This window comes from Caballeronia sp. LZ028 (genome assembly GCF_031451415.1).
GTDB lineage: Bacteria > Pseudomonadota > Gammaproteobacteria > Burkholderiales > Burkholderiaceae > Caballeronia > Caballeronia zhejiangensis.
The window spans coordinates 565,160-581,480 of the sequence record NZ_JARUXN010000001.1; the positions used below are offsets into that span (position 1 = coordinate 565,160).

The 16,321-nt window shown below is 61.9% G+C and carries 13 protein-coding genes; 9 read left to right on the forward strand and 4 right to left on the reverse strand.

The window, feature by feature from the left end:
- Nucleotides 1-102: 102 nt before the first annotated feature.
- Nucleotides 103-2,976: an excinuclease ABC subunit UvrA gene (gene uvrA, locus QCE58_RS02745; RefSeq protein WP_175979777.1), complete on the reverse strand. Its 2,874-nt coding sequence runs from the start codon at nt 2,974-2,976 to the stop codon at nt 103-105.
- 342 nt (nt 2,977-3,318) lie between these two features.
- Between uvrA and QCE58_RS02750 the strand changes: the two genes are divergently transcribed.
- The 5 genes from QCE58_RS02750 to QCE58_RS02770 all read left to right on the forward strand — a co-directional run bounded on the left by QCE58_RS02750 (nt 3,319) and on the right by QCE58_RS02770 (nt 7,769).
- Nucleotides 3,319-4,521: an MFS transporter gene (locus tag QCE58_RS02750; protein WP_075583486.1), complete on the forward strand. Its 1,203-nt coding sequence runs from the start codon at nt 3,319-3,321 to the stop codon at nt 4,519-4,521.
- Between the two features lie 118 nt (nt 4,522-4,639).
- The gene (locus tag QCE58_RS02755; protein WP_250520910.1) at nt 4,640-5,167 is read left to right on the forward strand and encodes a single-stranded DNA-binding protein; all 528 of its coding nucleotides are present in this window, start codon (nt 4,640-4,642) and stop codon (nt 5,165-5,167) included.
- Nucleotides 5,168-5,605: 438 nt separating this feature from the next.
- Nucleotides 5,606-6,253, forward strand: coding sequence for a response regulator transcription factor (locus QCE58_RS02760; protein WP_033536542.1), 648 nt, complete (start codon nt 5,606-5,608; stop codon nt 6,251-6,253).
- Between the two features lie 125 nt (nt 6,254-6,378).
- The gene (locus tag QCE58_RS02765) at nt 6,379-7,059 is read left to right on the forward strand and encodes a response regulator transcription factor (RefSeq protein WP_033536541.1); all 681 of its coding nucleotides are present in this window, start codon (nt 6,379-6,381) and stop codon (nt 7,057-7,059) included.
- A 59-nt stretch (nt 7,060-7,118) separates the two neighbouring features.
- Nucleotides 7,119-7,769, forward strand: a complete 651-nt coding sequence (locus QCE58_RS02770; RefSeq protein WP_250480251.1) for a response regulator transcription factor — start codon at nt 7,119-7,121, stop codon at nt 7,767-7,769.
- Nucleotides 7,770-7,903: 134 nt separating this feature from the next.
- On the opposite strand, the gene QCE58_RS02775 is transcribed toward QCE58_RS02770, so the two are convergent.
- Complete coding sequence (locus QCE58_RS02775) at nt 7,904-8,071, reverse strand: hypothetical protein (protein ID WP_160172875.1); 168 nt, start codon at nt 8,069-8,071, stop codon at nt 7,904-7,906.
- Nucleotides 8,072-8,161: 90 nt separating this feature from the next.
- Here QCE58_RS02775 and QCE58_RS02780 point away from each other — a divergent pair, with 90 nt between their 5' ends.
- Nucleotides 8,162-11,320, forward strand: a complete 3,159-nt coding sequence (locus QCE58_RS02780; protein WP_250480252.1) for an ATP-binding protein — start codon at nt 8,162-8,164, stop codon at nt 11,318-11,320.
- Between the two features lie 12 nt (nt 11,321-11,332).
- On the opposite strand, the gene QCE58_RS02785 is transcribed toward QCE58_RS02780, so the two are convergent.
- Nucleotides 11,333-12,268 carry a LysR family transcriptional regulator gene (locus tag QCE58_RS02785; protein ID WP_008351657.1) on the reverse strand — a complete coding sequence of 312 codons (936 nt, stop codon included), beginning with the start codon at nt 12,266-12,268 and terminating at the stop codon, nt 11,333-11,335.
- 440 nt (nt 12,269-12,708) lie between these two features.
- Here QCE58_RS02785 and QCE58_RS02790 point away from each other — a divergent pair, with 440 nt between their 5' ends.
- The 3 genes from QCE58_RS02790 to QCE58_RS02800 all read left to right on the forward strand — a co-directional run bounded on the left by QCE58_RS02790 (nt 12,709) and on the right by QCE58_RS02800 (nt 15,456).
- On the forward strand, nt 12,709-13,872 hold the full coding sequence (locus QCE58_RS02790) for a porin (protein WP_175979781.1): 1,164 nt from the start codon (nt 12,709-12,711) through the stop codon (nt 13,870-13,872).
- A gap of 180 nt (nt 13,873-14,052) precedes the next feature.
- On the forward strand, nt 14,053-14,499 hold the full coding sequence (locus tag QCE58_RS02795; RefSeq protein ID WP_250480309.1) for a CHRD domain-containing protein: 447 nt from the start codon (nt 14,053-14,055) through the stop codon (nt 14,497-14,499).
- A gap of 12 nt (nt 14,500-14,511) precedes the next feature.
- Nucleotides 14,512-15,456: an alpha/beta hydrolase gene (locus tag QCE58_RS02800; protein WP_250480253.1), complete on the forward strand. Its 945-nt coding sequence runs from the start codon at nt 14,512-14,514 to the stop codon at nt 15,454-15,456.
- Here QCE58_RS02800 and QCE58_RS02805 read toward each other — a convergent pair.
- The gene (locus tag QCE58_RS02805) at nt 15,426-16,274 is read right to left on the reverse strand and encodes an EcsC family protein (RefSeq protein ID WP_008351653.1); all 849 of its coding nucleotides are present in this window, start codon (nt 16,272-16,274) and stop codon (nt 15,426-15,428) included. The two genes, QCE58_RS02800 and QCE58_RS02805, sit on opposite strands and share 31 nt — an antisense overlap.
- Nucleotides 16,275-16,321 lie beyond the last annotated feature (47 nt).

A 16,321-nucleotide genomic window follows, 5' to 3' on the forward strand; every position in this document is an offset into this window, starting at 1 on the left:
CTTTTCCCCTGCTGCGTACGACGGTTATTCGTGCCGCGGCGCGCGCGGCGCATTTCGACGGTCCGGCTGACAGCGCTTCGGCAGCCAGACCGGCGCCGTGAATCAGGCCGCCGATTTGGCTCGTTGCAACAAGGGTGCCAGATATCTGCCGGTAAAGCTCGCCTTCGACTTCGCAACCTGCTCCGGCGTCCCCTGGGCGATGATCTGCCCGCCGCCGGCGCCGCCTTCCGGACCGAGATCGATGACCCAGTCGGCGGTTTTGATTACGTCGAGATTATGCTCGATGATTACGACAGTATTACCCTGATCGCGCAATCGATGAATCACTTCGAGCAAAAGCGCGATGTCGTGGAAGTGCAAACCGGTCGTCGGCTCGTCGAGGATATATAGCGTCCGACCGGTATCGCGCTTGCTCAGTTCCAGCGAAAGCTTGACGCGCTGGGCCTCGCCGCCCGATAGCGTCGTCGCGGACTGGCCGAGCCGGATATAGCCGAGACCGACGTCGAGCAGCGTTTTCAGCTTGCGCGCCACCACCGGCACCGCCTTGAAGAACTCGTGCGCGGCCTCGACCGTCAGGTCCAGCACTTCGCTGATGTTCTTGCCCTTGTACTGGACTTCCAGCGTCTCGCGGTTGTAGCGCTTGCCGTGACACACGTCGCAGGGCACGTAGACATCCGGCAAAAAGTGCATTTCTACCTTCAGAACGCCGTCGCCCTGACAGGCTTCGCAGCGGCCGCCCTTCACGTTGAACGAGAAGCGGCCGGGGTCGTAGCCGCGCTCCTTCGCCGCCGGCACGCCTGCGAACAGTTCGCGGATGGGCGTGAACAGTCCGGTGTAAGTGGCCGGATTGCTGCGCGGCGTGCGGCCGATCGGCGACTGATCGACGGCGATCACTTTGTCGAAGTGTTCGAGACCTTCGATCGACTCGTACGGTGCGGGCTCCGTCGCCGAGCCGTACAGATGCTGCGCGACCGCGTGCTGCAGCGTGTCGTTGATGAGCGTCGACTTGCCAGAGCCTGACACGCCCGTCACGCAGGTCAGAAGTCCGACGGGCAAATCGAGCGTCACGCGCTTCAGATTGTTGCCGTACGCCTCGACGATGCGCAGCATGCGCTCGTCCGGCGCGGTGCGCTCGGCGGGATAGCTGATCGTGCGCTTGCCGGACAGATACTGCCCGGTAATGGAATTCCCGTCCTTTTGCACCTGCACCGGCGTGCCTTGCGCGACGATCACGCCGCCGTGCTCGCCCGCGCCCGGTCCCATGTCGACGACGTAATCGGCCATGCGGATCATGTCCTCATCGTGCTCGACGACGATCACCGAATTGCCGATATCGCGCAGATGCTTGAGCGTGTCGATCAGCCGGTCGTTGTCGCGCTGATGCAGGCCGATCGACGGCTCGTCGAGCACGTACATCACGCCCGTAAGGCCGGAGCCGATCTGCGACGCGAGCCGGATGCGCTGCGCCTCCCCGCCCGAAAGCGTCTCCGCGCTGCGTTCCAGCGACAGATAATCCAGCCCGACGTTGTTCAGAAACGAGAGCCGCGCGACGATTTCCTTGATGACCTTGTCGGCGATTTCGCCCTTCGCGCCCTCCAGACGCAGCGTCTGGAAATAGCCGAGCGCATCGCGTAGCGGCCAGCCGCTGATTTCATAGATGCCGCGCGCCTGTTCTTCTGCGCCGACTTTCACGAAGCGCGCTTCGCGCCGCAGACGCGTGCCTTCGCACGCCGGGCACGGCTGATTGTTCTGGTATTTCGCGAGTTCTTCGCGCACCGCCGCCGAATCGGTTTCGCGATAGCGCCGCTCCAGATTCGGGATGATGCCTTCGAACGCATGCTCGCGGACCGACGCGCGCCCGCGCTCGTTAATGTACGAAAACGGAATCGCCTGCTTGCCCGAGCCGTACAGAAGAATCTTGCGCACTTTCTCGGGCAGATCCTCGAACGGCGCGTCGATTTCGAATTCGTAGAATGCCGCGAGGCTCTGCAGCATCTGGAAATAGAACTGATTGCGCCGGTCCCAGCCCTTTACCGCGCCCGCCGCGAGCGACAGCGACGGATGCGCGACCACGCGCTTCGGATCGAAGAACGTGATCTGTCCGAGACCGTCGCATTCCGGGCACGCGCCCATCGGATTATTGAACGAGAAAAGACGCGGCTCCAGTTCCGGCAGCGAATACGAGCAGATCGGACACGCGAATTTCGAGCTGAAGAGCTTCTCCTTTTCGGTGTCCATTTCGAGCGCGATCGCGCGGCCGTCGGCGAGACGCAGCGCGGTTTCGAACGATTCCGCGAGGCGCTGCTTCATGTCCGGCCGCACTTTGAGACGGTCGATCACGACGTCGATCGTGTGCTTGTCGTTCTTCTTGAGCTTCGGCAGCGAATCGACTTCGTAGATTTTCGCGACGCCTTCGTTCGCCGTGCCGCCGCCCGAGCGGATGCGAAAGCGGATGAAACCCTGCGCCTGCATTTCCTCGAACAGCTCGACGTGCTCGCCCTTCCGATCCGCGACGACCGGCGCGAGGATCATCAGCTTGGTTTCTTCAGGCAGCGCGAGTGCGGCGTCGACCATTTGCGAGACGCTTTGCGCCTCCAGCGGAATCAGATGATCCGGGCAATACGGCGTGCCGACGCGCGCGTACAAAAGACGCAGGTAATCGTGAATTTCAGTGACGGTGCCGACCGTCGAGCGTGGATTGTGCGACGTGGCCTTCTGCTCGATCGAAATGGCCGGCGACAAACCTTCGATCAGATCGACGTCCGGCTTTTCCATCAGCTGCAAAAATTGCCGCGCATACGCCGAGAGGCTTTCCACGTAACGGCGCTGGCCTTCCGCATAGAGCGTGTCGAACGCGAGCGACGACTTGCCCGACCCCGACAGCCCCGTGATCACGATCAACTTATGGCGCGGCAAGTCGAGATTGACGTTCTTCAGATTGTGGGTGCGAGCCCCACGAATACGAATTTCTTCCACGAGTTCGTTCCGGCGTTTTTCGGGTGCTTTCGGATGTTTTCAGCGGCGCTTTCATCTGTCCGGACGGGCCACGAAGCCATTGCCGGGCGGAAAGAGAGGGGGCCAAACCTGCTACTATAACGACTTTTAAAGGGCGCAGCGCCCGAGCCCAAGGGCCGGACGCGCGTCGATCGGCCGGCGCGGGGACTTGCCGGCCAAGTACGGGAGAGCGCCGACGCATCGAGCGGCGCGCTTTTAGCCGTGCGATTCCATATAGTGCCGTTTCGAGCAAGAACAAGGCGGCCGCGCCTGGCTGCGCCGCAGGCCAGGCCAGACGCGACCCTCATCCTTTTCCCGTTTCTGATGTCCAATCCGTCTGCCACGTCCACACGTCTGTCTGCGCCGGAGTTGCGCGCGACCGTGTCGCTCGCTGCCATCTTCGCGCTGCGCATGCTCGGTCTTTTCATGATCATGCCGGTGTTTTCGGTGTACGCGAAAACCATCCCCGGCGGCGACAACGTGCTGCTCGTCGGCATTGCGCTTGGCGCCTACGGCGTCACGCAGTCGATGCTCTACATCTTCTACGGCTGGATTTCCGACAAGCTCGGGCGCAAGCCGGTCATCGCGTTCGGCTTGCTCGTCTTCGCGGTGGGCAGCTTCGTCGCGGCCGCCGGGCATTCGATGACGTGGATCATCGCCGGGCGCGTGATCCAGGGCATGGGCGCCGTTTCGTCCGCGGTGATCGCGTTCATTGCCGATCTCACGCACGAGGAAAACCGCACGAAGGCGATGGCGATGGTCGGCGGCAGCATCGGCGTGTCGTTCGCGGTGGCGATCGTCGGCGCGCCGATCGTGTTCCACTGGGTCGGCATGAGCGGGCTTTTCACGGTGATCGGCGTTCTGTCGATCCTCGCGGTGGGCGTGGTGTTCTGGATCGTGCCCGATCCGCCCGCGCATCCGGTTCACGTCAAGGCGCCGTTCGCGGAAGTGCTGCACAACGTCGAGTTGTTGCGCTTGAACTTCGGCGTGCTCGTGCTCCACGCGACGCAGACCGCGCTTTTCCTCGTCGTGCCGCGCATTCTGGTGGACGGCGGGTTGCCGGTCGCATCGCACTGGAAGATTTACCTGCCCGTGATGGCGCTCGCGTTCGTGCTCATGGTGCCGGCCATCATCGCCGCCGAGAAACGTGGAAAAATGAAGAGCGTGATGCTGAGTGCGATCGGGCTTATCCTGATCGGCCAGTTGTTATTGGGCGCGGCTCCCCATACGCTGTGGTCCGTGGCAGCCATTCTGTTCGTGTACTTTCTCGGCTTCAACGTGCTGGAGGCGTCGCAGCCGTCTCTGGTGTCGAAGCTTGCGCCGGGCACGAGAAAGGGCGCGGCGGCGGGCGTGTACAACACGACGCAGTCGATCGGCCTTGCCCTCGGCGGGGTGATCGGCGGCTGGCTGCTGAAGCTCGACGGGCCGAGCGCGGTTTTCTTCGCGTGTTCGGCGCTGGTGTTGGCGTGGCTCATCGTCGCTGCATGGATGAAGCCGCCACCGCGCAGAACAGAGCGCGCGGCCTGAGAGAAATTGGAATCATCGAATCGAGCCGACAGGGTGCAACCGAATCCACGTCTGAAGACGAGATCGGTCCAATCGCATCTTTCGGCTGACAGTTAGCAAGGAATCTACCGGAGAAATCATGGCATCAGTCAACAAGGTCATTCTCGTGGGCAATCTGGGCGCCGACCCGGAAACCCGCTACCTCCCGAGCGGCGACGCCGTGGCCAATATTCGTCTCGCGACGACGGACCGCTACAAGGACAAGGCCTCCGGCGAATTCAAGGAACTCACGGAGTGGCATCGCGTGGCGTTCTTCGGCCGGCTCGCCGAAATCGTCAACGAATATCTGAAGAAGGGGTCGTCGGTTTACATCGAAGGGCGTATTCGCACGCGCAAATGGACCGATCAATCGGGCCAGGAGCGCTATTCGACCGAAATCGTCGCGGATCAGATGCAGATGCTCGGCGGTCGCGGCGGCGCCGGTGCCGGTGATGATGGCGGCTACAGCCGCAGCGCGCCGATGGATCGTTCGGGCGGCGGTGGCGGTGGCGGACGCGCGCCCGCGGGCGGTCGTGCGAGCGGCGGCTCAGCAGGCGGCGGTTCCAGCCGCCCGAGCGCGCCGGCAGGCGGCGGCTTCGACGACATGGACGACGATATCCCGTTCTAAAGAATCACCGACAATTCGCGCATCGGAAGATGGGCCTCTGGCTGAATCAGCCTGAGGCCCATTTTTTTGAGTCGGCGAGGCGCTTCCTGATTGCGGTGTGATCTATTGCTCGCGCCGGAGCCTATTCAGCGCTCGGCGCCTGGTAGTCGCGCTCGTACGCCATCAAGTGCACACCAACTATTCCGCAGTCTAATCGGATTTATCCTATGGCCTGCAAATTGGTCACATTCTATTTTTGAGGCGATTATCCGAGAAAATAAACGCAATCTTTATTTGCTTGTCGTCATCTAATTGAGGTTTTTGAAGGTTTGCGGTTTATGTGTTTCTGGTAAACGCGAATCGGAAAGCCGTGCTTAATCGTGCCGCGTGGATTAATCCGTTGCGCGCCGTTGCAGCCCACAAGCATTTTCACCGAGACCAAGAATAACCGGGGGCCTCTTGAAGCTTCGAATAGTACTGGCTGACGATCATCCTTTCGTTCTCCTTGGGATGAAGGCCATCTTCGCCGCCGCAGACGGATTAGAGGTCGTCGGCGAGGCGAATAATGCGAGCACTTTGTTGGCAGAACTCGCGGTCAAGCCGTGCGATGTGCTGGTCACGGACTTCGCCATGCCCGAGCCGGGCGTGGATGCAAATGACGGCCTCCGTCTCATTCGCAAGGTGCGCCAGGATTTCCCCGACCTCTGCATCGTCGTGCTCACCAGCGTGAGCAACGTCGCGATTTTGCGCTCCATCCTGAATGCCGGCGCGATGAGCCTCGTCAACAAGGCCGAACCCATCGAACTCGTGGTGACGGCCGTGCGGCATGCGAGCGTCGGACGCCGTTTCGTGAGCGCCTCGTTTGTCGCGGCGCTTGCGGAAGCGGGCACGGAGACCGAATTTTCGCCGGAGGAGCCGCGCCTGTCCGTGCGAGAGATCGAAGTCGTCCGCCTGTTTGCCAAAGGCCATTCGATTACCGAAATAGCAAAAGAACTCGATCGCGATGTTCGCACGATCAGCCGTCAGAAACGTGATGCGATGAATAAGCTAGGCGTAAGAAACGATCCCGGGTTATTCGCGTTTGTGCGCGCACGCGGATTAGGATGAGTTTTTGGCGCACTGAAATGGTTTCGGATGCATCTTATGTATCTAAATTTTTCGATGCCGGATGATCGACCTTCTCTTTTTTGGATGTGAATTCTGGTCCGCAGGACTAGAAGGGGTTTGAGGCAATGGAGTTCTGGAACGGGAACCAGGTGTTCTCGCACGCTAAACGGATAAGGCTCGCAATAGCGGATGATCATCCTCTCGTCATCCTCGCCGTCGAGCGACTCGCTGGGAATTTTCCCAATGTAGAGGTGGTAAGTCGTCACGCTAATTCGACCCAACTCGAAGAGTCGCTTGCTCGCGGCGAGTGCGACGTCGTCGTCATCGACTATTTCATGCCGGGCGGACGTTACGGCGACGGCGTCGAGCTGATTCAGCATGTGGCGAACCAGTATCCGGAGGTCAGGATCGTCGTCATGTCGCGCAGCGGCGACGCCGCGCTCGTCAAGCAGGCGCTGGAAGCGGGAGCCCACGCGTTTCTAAGCAAGGAAGACCGGCTCGAACTGATCTACGTCGCGATTGTTTCGGTCATCGCCAATGAAACCTATCTCGGGCCCGCAATACGCCGCACGCTCGCGCTCGCGGATTCCGAAAGCCACGCGCGTTTCATTCGTCAGCGGCTCACGAGCCGCGAACTGGAAGTGATCGAGCGCTATGCACGCGGCGCGAATGTCACCGAGATCGCGAAGGAACTCGATCGCAGCGTGAAGACGATCAGCGCCCAAAAATGCGCGGCCATGCGAAAGCTCGATTTATCGACAGACGCGGATTTGTATCGATTTATCGCGGACAGTGGCTTGATCTAGACGCATCGCATAGCGCGCACGCCGCGCAAGCCCTGAGGCCAGCAAGAACGCATAACAGAATGAGAACAAGAACGCCGAAACGCGCCATCGTTGCGGATGACCATCCGGTCGTCATCAAGGGTATTCAAACCCTGCTCGAGCGAGATGGCGCGGTGCGCGTGGTCGCCACCGCGTGCGACACGCTGGAACTTGCCGAAGCAATCGATACCACGCCGTGTGACTTCATCTTCTCCGACATCGGTATGCGCGGTATCGACGGGGAAAGCAGCTCGATCACCTTTCTCAGGCGTCTGACCTGGCAGGAAAAGCGGCCGAGGATCATCGTGCTCACGATGATCTGCCAAACGCGAATGCTGGCCGGGCTCGTTCAGCTCGGCGTAGACGGCGTGATCGACAAGCGCGACGGACTCGAATGCCTGCACGACGCGATATCCGTCGCTGAAGCCGGCGGCTGTTTCCTCTCCCCAACCGTGGAGGCGGCCGTGCGCCATTTGCCCGCGACATCGCCGGCGCGCGTGGGCGTACTGAGCCGACGCGAATGGGAGGTCTTCCAGCTCTACGCTCGCGGTCTTCTGGTCCATGAGATCGCTGAGCACTTCGGACGAAGCCGCAAGACGATCGCGACGCAGAAGCGTGCCGGCATGCGCAAGCTGGGACTCGATAGCGAGGAGGAGCTGGTCGCCTACTTTCAGCAAGTCGGCCTGGTCTGAAGTGGTGTAGCCGTCGCCGATGCCCGGTTTAGGAGCAAATTGGGACGGTTCTGATTCGATCCTGATACGCAGCGGCTCAGACTCAAGACATTTGCACTCGACAGGCAAGCACGAAGCGCGGCGACTCGTAGCGGTCAAAAGCCGTGAATCGGCGTCATCGAGTTCTTGCTCAGACGGCGCAGCAACGGTCCTTGCCGCGCCGGCCCGCATCCGAAGGATTCGAATTGAGATTTCTGTTCGCGCGTTGTTTGCTCCTTTTCAGCCTGATCGCGCCATCGTTCGGCAATGCGGCCGACCCGCATGCCTACGCTTCCCAGCCGACTTCTGGACTTCGAAAAAATACAAACGACGCAACGGCCAGCGTCCAACTCGATGAGCCCGAGCGCGGTTACTTGCGCACGCTGAGTCCGATCGCCGTCGGCTTGATAGAAGCGTCACGCGGTCGTCCGGATCAGCCGCTTCAGCCGCCGGAAGTCGCGCTCGCCAAAATCGAACAGTCCCTCGGCGTCACGTTCGAGCCGAAGCGGTTCAACGACTGGCCCACGGCCGCATCGGCGTTTCAACGCGGCGAAATCGAAATGATCGTCGCACCGAGCCCGCCCGGAACCTTGAACTACGCGATGCATTCCGAGTTGCAGCCGCTCGACCTGTTGATCAAGCGGGCGTTCAGGCAAGCCGAGACGCAAGCCGTCGCCAGGCAGGCGGCATCCGCGACCACGCATATCTCCGCGTTGCGCTTGCTGCCTGCGCTCATCGGCATCGCAGCCGTCCTGTTCGTGACGCTGCGCGCTTTCGTCCGATTGCAGCAGGAAATGGGACGGCGCATGGAGACCGAGCAGCGTCTGGCTACGCAACTCAGTTTCCAGCAGACCATGATGGAGGTGGTGCCGTATCCCCTCGTCGCGAAGGACATGCAGAATCGCTACATCGCGGTGAATCGTGCCTTCGAAGAAGCGCTCGGCGTTCGACGCGGAGACGTTCTCGGACGCACGAGCGTCGAAGTCACGGCGTGGGGAGACGCGCACAGCCGCGTGCTTCACGAGTTGACCAGCACGACGCTCAAAACGGGTCAACGTCAGGAAGTCGAAGCGGAATTTGCCGACAACAGCAATCACTCGCGCTGCGGGCTTTTCTGGACGGGCGCGTTCAATGCGTCGAACGGGGAGCGAGCGGGCGTCGTCGGCACGATGATCGACATCACCGATATTCGCGACGCCGAAACGCGCGCGCGGCAAACCGAGCGGCGTCTTCACGACGTGACGCGATCGCTGCCGGCGGTCGTGTTCCAGTTGCGCCGCGCGAGCGACGGCACGTACAGCCTTCCTTATATCGATGGCGATACGCGTCAGTTGCTCGGTCTGGACGTCGCCGCTCTGGCCGACGATCCGATTCACGCGCTGACGCACGTCCACGACGAAGACAGCGCCCGGCTTCTCGCGGAAATCGAAACTTCGGCGCGGACACTCGAGCCGCTGCACACCGAGTTTCGTTCGACGGTGGAAGGCGTGCACCGCTGGATTCGCGCGGATCTCGTCGCGCACCGCGAAGACGACGGCGCCGTGGTCTGGAGCGGCTATTGGGCCGACGCGAGTGTCGAGCACGCCCGCGCCGACGAACTCGCCCGCGCGCGCGACGCCGCCGAAGCCGCATCGCGCGCGAAGGACGACTTCCTCGCGATGATGAGTCACGAAATCCGTACGCCGATGAACGGCGTGCTCGGGCTCGTCGAAGTGCTCGAAAATACGCGTCTGAACCCCGACCAGTCGCAAATGCTCGGCATGATTCAGGATTCGGCGAGCGCGCTCCTGCAGATTCTGGACGATCTCCTCGACTATTCGAAGATCGAGGCCGGCAGGCTGACGATCGAGTCCACGCCGATCGATTTGCGCGAACTCGTCGATAGTGCGGTGGGCCTGCTCGCCGCAAGAGCGCACGAAAAGGGCCTGCGCGTGCGCGTCGACGTGGCGCCCGAAGTGGCCGCGGCGGTCAGGGGCGACAGCGTGCGGCTCAGGCAGGTTCTCTTCAATCTTATGAGCAACGCGATCAAGTTCACGATCAAGGGCGATGTCGCGCTGCACGTTCGCGCGGTCGAGCACACCGAGTCGGCGCAGGTGATCGAACTGTGCGTGAAAGACACGGGCATCGGGATCGCTCCGGACGCGCAGCGAAGCCTCTTCGAGCCGTTCGTGCAAGCTGAAACCTCCACGACGCGGCGCTTCGGCGGCACCGGGCTCGGCCTGACGATCTGCAATCGTCTCGTCGCGCTGATGGGCGGCGCGATGAGCCTTGAAAGCGCGCTGGGCGTCGGCACGGCAATGACCGTTCGTCTCACGATGCCCGTCGAGACCTTGCATTATCAGATCGACGGATTGCGCGGCAAGCGAGGCATCGTGGCGATCGACGACGATCGCGTCGCGGCGGCCCTCGTGCACTATGGCGAGGCGCTTGGTCTGCAATTGCTGCGCTACACGCCCGACGAACTCGCGCGATCAGAACACGAGTTGCTCGAAGACATCGAGATCGTCTTTCTGAGCGATACGCACAAGCACGCTTCGCCATCCGCTTCGCGTGTGATCCACGTAACCGAAAAGCCGAAGCCGACCGGATACCGCATTCTCGAAGACGACATCCGCGTGAGCGTCAATCCGATTTCATGGCACGGCCTCGGCGCGGCCTGCGTCGCCGCATTGACAGGCATGCCGCAGGTCGCATCGGGCGTCACGCATTCGCACGAAGCGAAGATGGTGGCGCCCGACCGGGAAGACGCGCTGCGCAGCGGCAGGCTCGTGCTCGTCGCCGAAGATCATCCGGTGAATCAGGAGCTGATCCGAAATCAGCTTACCCTGCTGGGTTTCGCGTGCGATGTCGTGCACGACGGCGCCGAGGCATACGCTGCCCTCGCTGACACCCGATACGGATTCCTGATTACCGATTGTCACATGCCGAACATGACGGGCTACGAACTGGCTCGACGCATCCGTTCGGATGAAGCCGGCGCGTCGCGTCGCTTGCCGATCCTCGGCGTCACGGCGAGCACGGCGCCCGACGAATTGCGCAAGTGCCGTGAGGCGGGCATGGACCACTGTCTCGTGAAGCCGACCCGGCTCGCTACCTTGCGGGAGCATCTGAACCGATGGTGGATCACGAATAATCCTGCGCCCGAAGCCGTTACACATTCCGCTCAGGGAACCGATGTGCCGGCCCGCGACGATGACGAACTCGATCTGAGCGCCATGGCGCAACTATGGGGCAGCGAAGCGACCGTCAAGGCATTGCTGGATGCGTTCGTGTCGTCGTTCCGCGAGGATCTCGTGGCGCTTCGGCAATTGCTCGATCGCGGCACGGTCGATGATCTGCGGGACTGGCATCATCGCGTCGTCGGGGCGGCGAGCGTGTTGCAGTATCGGCCGCTGCTCGGCGCGCTGGAGGAGTTTCGTCGCGATCTGCATGTGAAATCGCGCGACGTGCGCCGTCGCGAGGGACTTGCGTTGATCGCGCGATGCGAGCAGCTCGTGGACCGTATCCACGCGCAAGGCGCCGCAATTCTCTGACCGGGCGCTTTCTTATTCCGTAGGTGTGCAGGGACTCGCATCGGCGAGTTCGCCATCGCGGAAATAGGCGAGCGCGAAATCGACGAACGCGCGTGTCTTGGCCGAAACGTGCCGGCGTCCCGGGTAGACGATGGACACTTCCTTGTCAGCGTCCTTGAGCGTATGGCCGGGCAGCAGTCGCACGAGCGAACCCACCTCGATATCCTGCGCCACGTAGCTCTCCGGGAGCACCGCGATTCCCATTCCGGAAAGCGCCGCCTGCCGCAGCATGTGCGAACTGTTCACGCTGTATGCCGGATCGAGTTCGACGCTTTCCGTCTCTCCCGACGGTCCGATGAAGGACCACGTCGATCCATGGATATCCGAAGACGGCGCGAGAAACTCATGTGACGCCAGCGATGCCGGCCCGACGGGCGCGCGGCGTTGCGCCAGATAAGCCGGTGCGGCGACGAGCACCGCCGCGACTCTCACCAACGGGCGGTTGATCAGCATGCCGCTGTTCACGAGATGCGGCACGACGATGCCGACGTCGAAGCCCTCCGCGACGAGATCGACCGGACGATGCAGCAGCGTCAAGCGCAACTTCACGTTCGGGTATCGCTCGCGGAATCCGCGCAGCATTGGCGTGAGTCCGAGCAATGAGAATGATGCCGACGCGACGAGCTTGAGCGTGCCCGAAGGGTCGACCGAACTGTTCCCCACTGACGCTTCGATCGTCTCGATCTGTTCGATCACTGCACGGCAGCCGTCCGCATAGGCGCGACCGGCCTCGGTTAGCGACACGCTGCGCGTCGTGCGGTTCAGCAAGCGCGTGTTGAGATGCGCCTCGAGCAACGAGACGTAGCGCGTTATCACGGCGTTGGATAGATCGAGCGCGTTGGCGGCACGGCCGAACGATTCGGTTTCCGCCACTTTCAGGAAGACGCGCATCGCCTGGAGTTGATTCATTGAGCGATCGATGTGAGAAGCGCATTTCGAACGCTTCGAGTATGCCGATAAATGCCGGCGGCTAAAGCGCGGCCTCGCGTGCGCGATGTTAGAGCGCGATGACATGCTGGGGAATCGGAGTGTTCTGATCGGAGACGAATGTCTCAATGCGACCACTGTGGCATGAACGCAACTCGTGTCCATAGGCGCGTTCGCACGGCGCTAATCGGATGACGCGTAAGTCCATGCGGCCTAAGCGTTAACCCATCCCGAAATTGAACTTTTCGAATTATTCGAAAAGGTTTTTGTGATTCCTTTGGCGGTTTCTCAAAAATAGCGGGCAATAAACTTTGCCGTGCCGAATATCGGTGCTGAACAAGACGAGCGAAGACGGGAGTCCGAACTCGACAGGCGTTTGGCCTGAAGCAACCCATCGAGTCTCAAGACTCAAAGGAATACACATGAAAAAGACTCTGATCGTAACGGCCGTCGCCGCTCTGGCCGGTTCGTTCGCAACTGCTGCAAGCGCGCAAAGCAGCGTCACGCTGTATGGTCTGGTCGATGCGGGCCTGACGTACGTCAACAACGTGCAAGCTCCGTTCGGCGCAGGCTACGAAAAGGCAAGCGCGTGGGGCGTGACCAGCGGTAATCTGCAGAACAGCCGTTGGGGCTTGCGCGGCGCTGAAGACCTCGGCGGTGGCATGAAAGCCGTCTTCACGTTGGAAAACGGTTTCAACATCGCGAACGGCACCAGCGATGGTCGCCAGTTCGGCCGTCAGGCTTACGTCGGTCTGTCGATGGCGCAAGCGGGTACTCTGACGCTCGGTCGTCAGAACGACGCTGTTGCTGACTATCTCGGCCCGTTGAGCGCGACCGGCTCGTGGGGCGGCACGTACTTCGCGCACCCGGGCGATCTGGACAATCTGGACGGTAACGCTTTCCGCATTAACAACTCCATCAAGTTCGTGAGTGCGAACTATTCCGGCCTGTCGTTCGCTGGCGCATACGGCTTCTCGAACACCGCGGGCAGCTTCGCCGCAAACCGTGCATACAGCCTCGGTGCGGGCTATGCGAATGGTCCGTTCAAGTTCGGCGCGGCATACACGCAAGCGAACGGTTACAACTCGAACAACGTCGGCGCGATCACGGAGGTTCCGGTAACGCTGTTCACTCCGGCCGATCAAGACACAGCACGCGTGCGTACGTTCGGTGCGGGCGGTAGTTTCACGACCGGTGCTATGACGTTCGGTCTGGTTTGGACGCAGATCCGCCTCGACAACAATAGCAACGCCGCGCTTGATTCTTCGTCGATTACCAATAACTACGAAATCAACGGCCGCTACGCACTTAGCCCGGCACTGTCGGTTGGTGCGGCTTACACCTTCACGTACGCCAAGACCGAAGATCCGCTGGAGGAGTCCAGGCGCGTTCGCCGTCACCAGTTCGGTTTGCAGACGGACTATGCATTGTCCAAGCGCACCGACATCTATGCTGAAGGCGTTGTGCAGATCGCGAGCGGCGGTGGAGACGGCGTGTACCCGCGCGCTGCTATCAGCGGCGCAGGCGACGCTTCCTCGAGCAGCCGTCAGGTTCTCCTGACGACGGGTATCCGTCACCGCTTCTAAAGCGGTTTGAGCAGTACCAAGCTGTTGTAGCTAGCTAGAGAAGGGCGCCGCGAGGCGCCCTTTTCGCATTGGCGCGCCCGCTTTCACCGAAGAGAAATGCGTCACGCATTTGAATTGATCTACCATGGCGATGCGGTCCTACCAGCAAAACGCGCACTGACCGCGACCAGGAGAGCAATGATGATCTCGACATGCCGACCACATGTCCGCTGGATACCCATTCTGCTGCTCGCGACGCTCGCCGCGAGCCCCGCTCACGCCGACTCCGTCGCGCTAAAAGCGAACCTCCAGCCTTCGAGCGAAGTTCCGCCGCGCGTGAGCAAAGGCCACGGCATCCTCGACGCCACTTTCGACACCGACACTAAAGTGCTGACTTGGACCGCGACTTATGCGGATCTATCGGGTCCGGTGACGATGGCGCATTTCCACGGCCCCGCGCCGGTCGGGCAGAACGCGAAGGTGCAAGTGCCCGTCGACAAGAAAGCGCTCGCGAGCCCGATGAAAGGACAAGCGACGCTGACGGACCCGCAAGTCACCGATCTCATGGCGGGTCAGTGGTATTTCAATATTCACACGCAGGAGAACCCGACCGGCGAGATACGCGGTCAGGTGGTGCCTGCCGATTGACGCTCGGCGACGATGAGTTGGCAAAGCGCCTTCGCGTGCTGGGTCGTAGCGAAACGCGTGCGTCCGCACAGCGCGCATCCCACGCTCGACGTCGAACTCGCGCGCGACTACGCGTCGCGCCGGCTCTGGTCGCCGCGCGTGCCGAAAGGATGGCGGCTCGACATCCGCGAGACAATCGGCGATGCACCGCTGCGCGGCCAATGGCTCATCCCGCCGACAACGCCGCGCGCAACGATTCTTTATCTGCACGGCGGCGGTTATTACTTTTGCTCGCCCCGCAGTCATCGAGCGATTACGTTCGGATTGGCGACCCGCGCGAATGCCAGCGTTTTCTCGCTTGATTATCGTCTTGCGCCGGAACATCGCTTTCCAGCGGCGCTCGACGATAGCGTCGCGGCCTATCGTCGGTTGCTCGAAAACGGGGTGCCGGCGCAATCGATCGTCATCGCGGGCGATTCCGCGGGCGGCGGCCTCGCGCTCGCGACGCTTCTCTCGCTGCGCGACGCAGGCGATCCGCTTCCGGCCGCAGCCGTGCTGTTTTCACCGTGGACGGATCTGACGTGCAGCGGCGAGTCGATGCGAACCAACGACGGCCGCGATCCGATGTATCACGCGTCGGCGTTTCCCAAAGTAGCCGCGCAATATCTCGGCGCGGCGGACGCGCGCAATCCTTACGCGTCGCCCGTTTTCGGGGATTACGAAGGCTTGCCGCCGCTCTTCGTCCAGGCCGGCGATACGGAATTGCTCCTCGACGACGCCACCCGCGTCGCAGCCAAAGCGCGCGCGGCGGGCGTGCGCGTCGAAATGGAAATCTGGCGCGGCGTGCCGCACATCTTCCAGATCTGGGCGCCGTTCATGCCCGAGGCGCGCGAAGCGCTCGCGCACGCCGCCGCATTCATCGAATCGACGGCGGCGGCGACGAATGCTCATCGCCCGCCCATGACCTCGATCGTCTGATACGCGCGCTCGACCGCCGACGCGCCGTATCGACGCTCGAGTCTGCGCACGGTGAAGTGCCCATGCGCCATCTGCTGGAAATGGTCGATGAACACGGTGTTGACCATCGCGCCGAGCACCGCGCCGATCGCCGGAATCGACTTCGCCGCGACCTGCTCGCTGACCTGCACCGAAAACCGCGATGCGACCGTCTGCAGGAACTTGAGCAGCGCCGTCGATCCGTGACTGCTCAGACCCTTGGCGGCGATCTCGTTTGTCGCGCGCGAGACCGACTGCGCAAGCGCGCCGCGCACGATGAAATAGCCGAGATCGGCGTTGTCGTCGTCGGTTTTGGTGCCGCCCATTCCGAGCACCATCATGCATTGCAATTGCGCCTCGACTCGATGCACGTCCTCGCCTTCGCTGCGCGCGATATCGCAGATCGAGCGGAACATCAGCGTCGTCGTGACGGGCAACTCGACAGGCAACGCGAACAGTCCGAATGCGCCGCCCGCCGCGCCGGTCGTCGCGACGGCGAGTTTGTGCATCAGGTTGTGCGGCTTGTCGGGCGGCGGCGCGAGTAGCGAATCGGAGGGCGCGCTCTTGCCGAGCGTGCGCAGCGCGACCTGAAGGCATTTCTTCAGCGCGAGCTGCGTCGCGTCGTCGACTTTTTCCTGCGCGGCGGCCGGCAAGCGGCCCATCAGCTTTTCGATGGGCGCGCCGACGACACTCGCCAGCTTCATCGTCAGCGACGGGCTTTCCAGCAATTCCTTCGCGCGGGCAAGGGCCGCGAAATCTTCGGTCGTAAGCGGCGAGGTGATGATCGGCGTCGGTTCCATGCGAGGGTTCTATCCGGGAAAAGGTAAGTTGACACGCAGAATTAGAG

What these genes read in the sequence shown, in the direction of transcription:
- QCE58_RS02750 (WP_075583486.1), top strand. Translation starts at nt 3,319, where the DNA reads ATGTCCAATCCGTCTGCCACGTCCACACGTCTGTCTGCGCCGGAGTTG.
- QCE58_RS02755 (WP_250520910.1), top strand. Translation starts at nt 4,640, where the DNA reads ATGGCATCAGTCAACAAGGTCATTCTCGTGGGCAATCTGGGCGCCGAC.
- QCE58_RS02765 (WP_033536541.1), top strand. Translation starts at nt 6,379, where the DNA reads ATGGAGTTCTGGAACGGGAACCAGGTGTTCTCGCACGCTAAACGGATA.
- QCE58_RS02770 (WP_250480251.1), top strand. Translation starts at nt 7,119, where the DNA reads ATGAGAACAAGAACGCCGAAACGCGCCATCGTTGCGGATGACCATCCG.
- QCE58_RS02775 (WP_160172875.1), bottom strand. Translation starts at nt 8,071, where the DNA reads ATGCGGGTCGGCCGCATTGCCGAACGATGGCGCGATCAGGCTGAAAAG.
- QCE58_RS02785 (WP_008351657.1), bottom strand. Translation starts at nt 12,268, where the DNA reads ATGAATCAACTCCAGGCGATGCGCGTCTTCCTGAAAGTGGCGGAAACC.
- QCE58_RS02790 (WP_175979781.1), top strand. Translation starts at nt 12,709, where the DNA reads ATGAAAAAGACTCTGATCGTAACGGCCGTCGCCGCTCTGGCCGGTTCG.
- QCE58_RS02795 (WP_250480309.1), top strand. Translation starts at nt 14,053, where the DNA reads ATGATCTCGACATGCCGACCACATGTCCGCTGGATACCCATTCTGCTG.
- QCE58_RS02800 (WP_250480253.1), top strand. Translation starts at nt 14,512, where the DNA reads ATGAGTTGGCAAAGCGCCTTCGCGTGCTGGGTCGTAGCGAAACGCGTG.
- QCE58_RS02805 (WP_008351653.1), bottom strand. Translation starts at nt 16,274, where the DNA reads ATGGAACCGACGCCGATCATCACCTCGCCGCTTACGACCGAAGATTTC.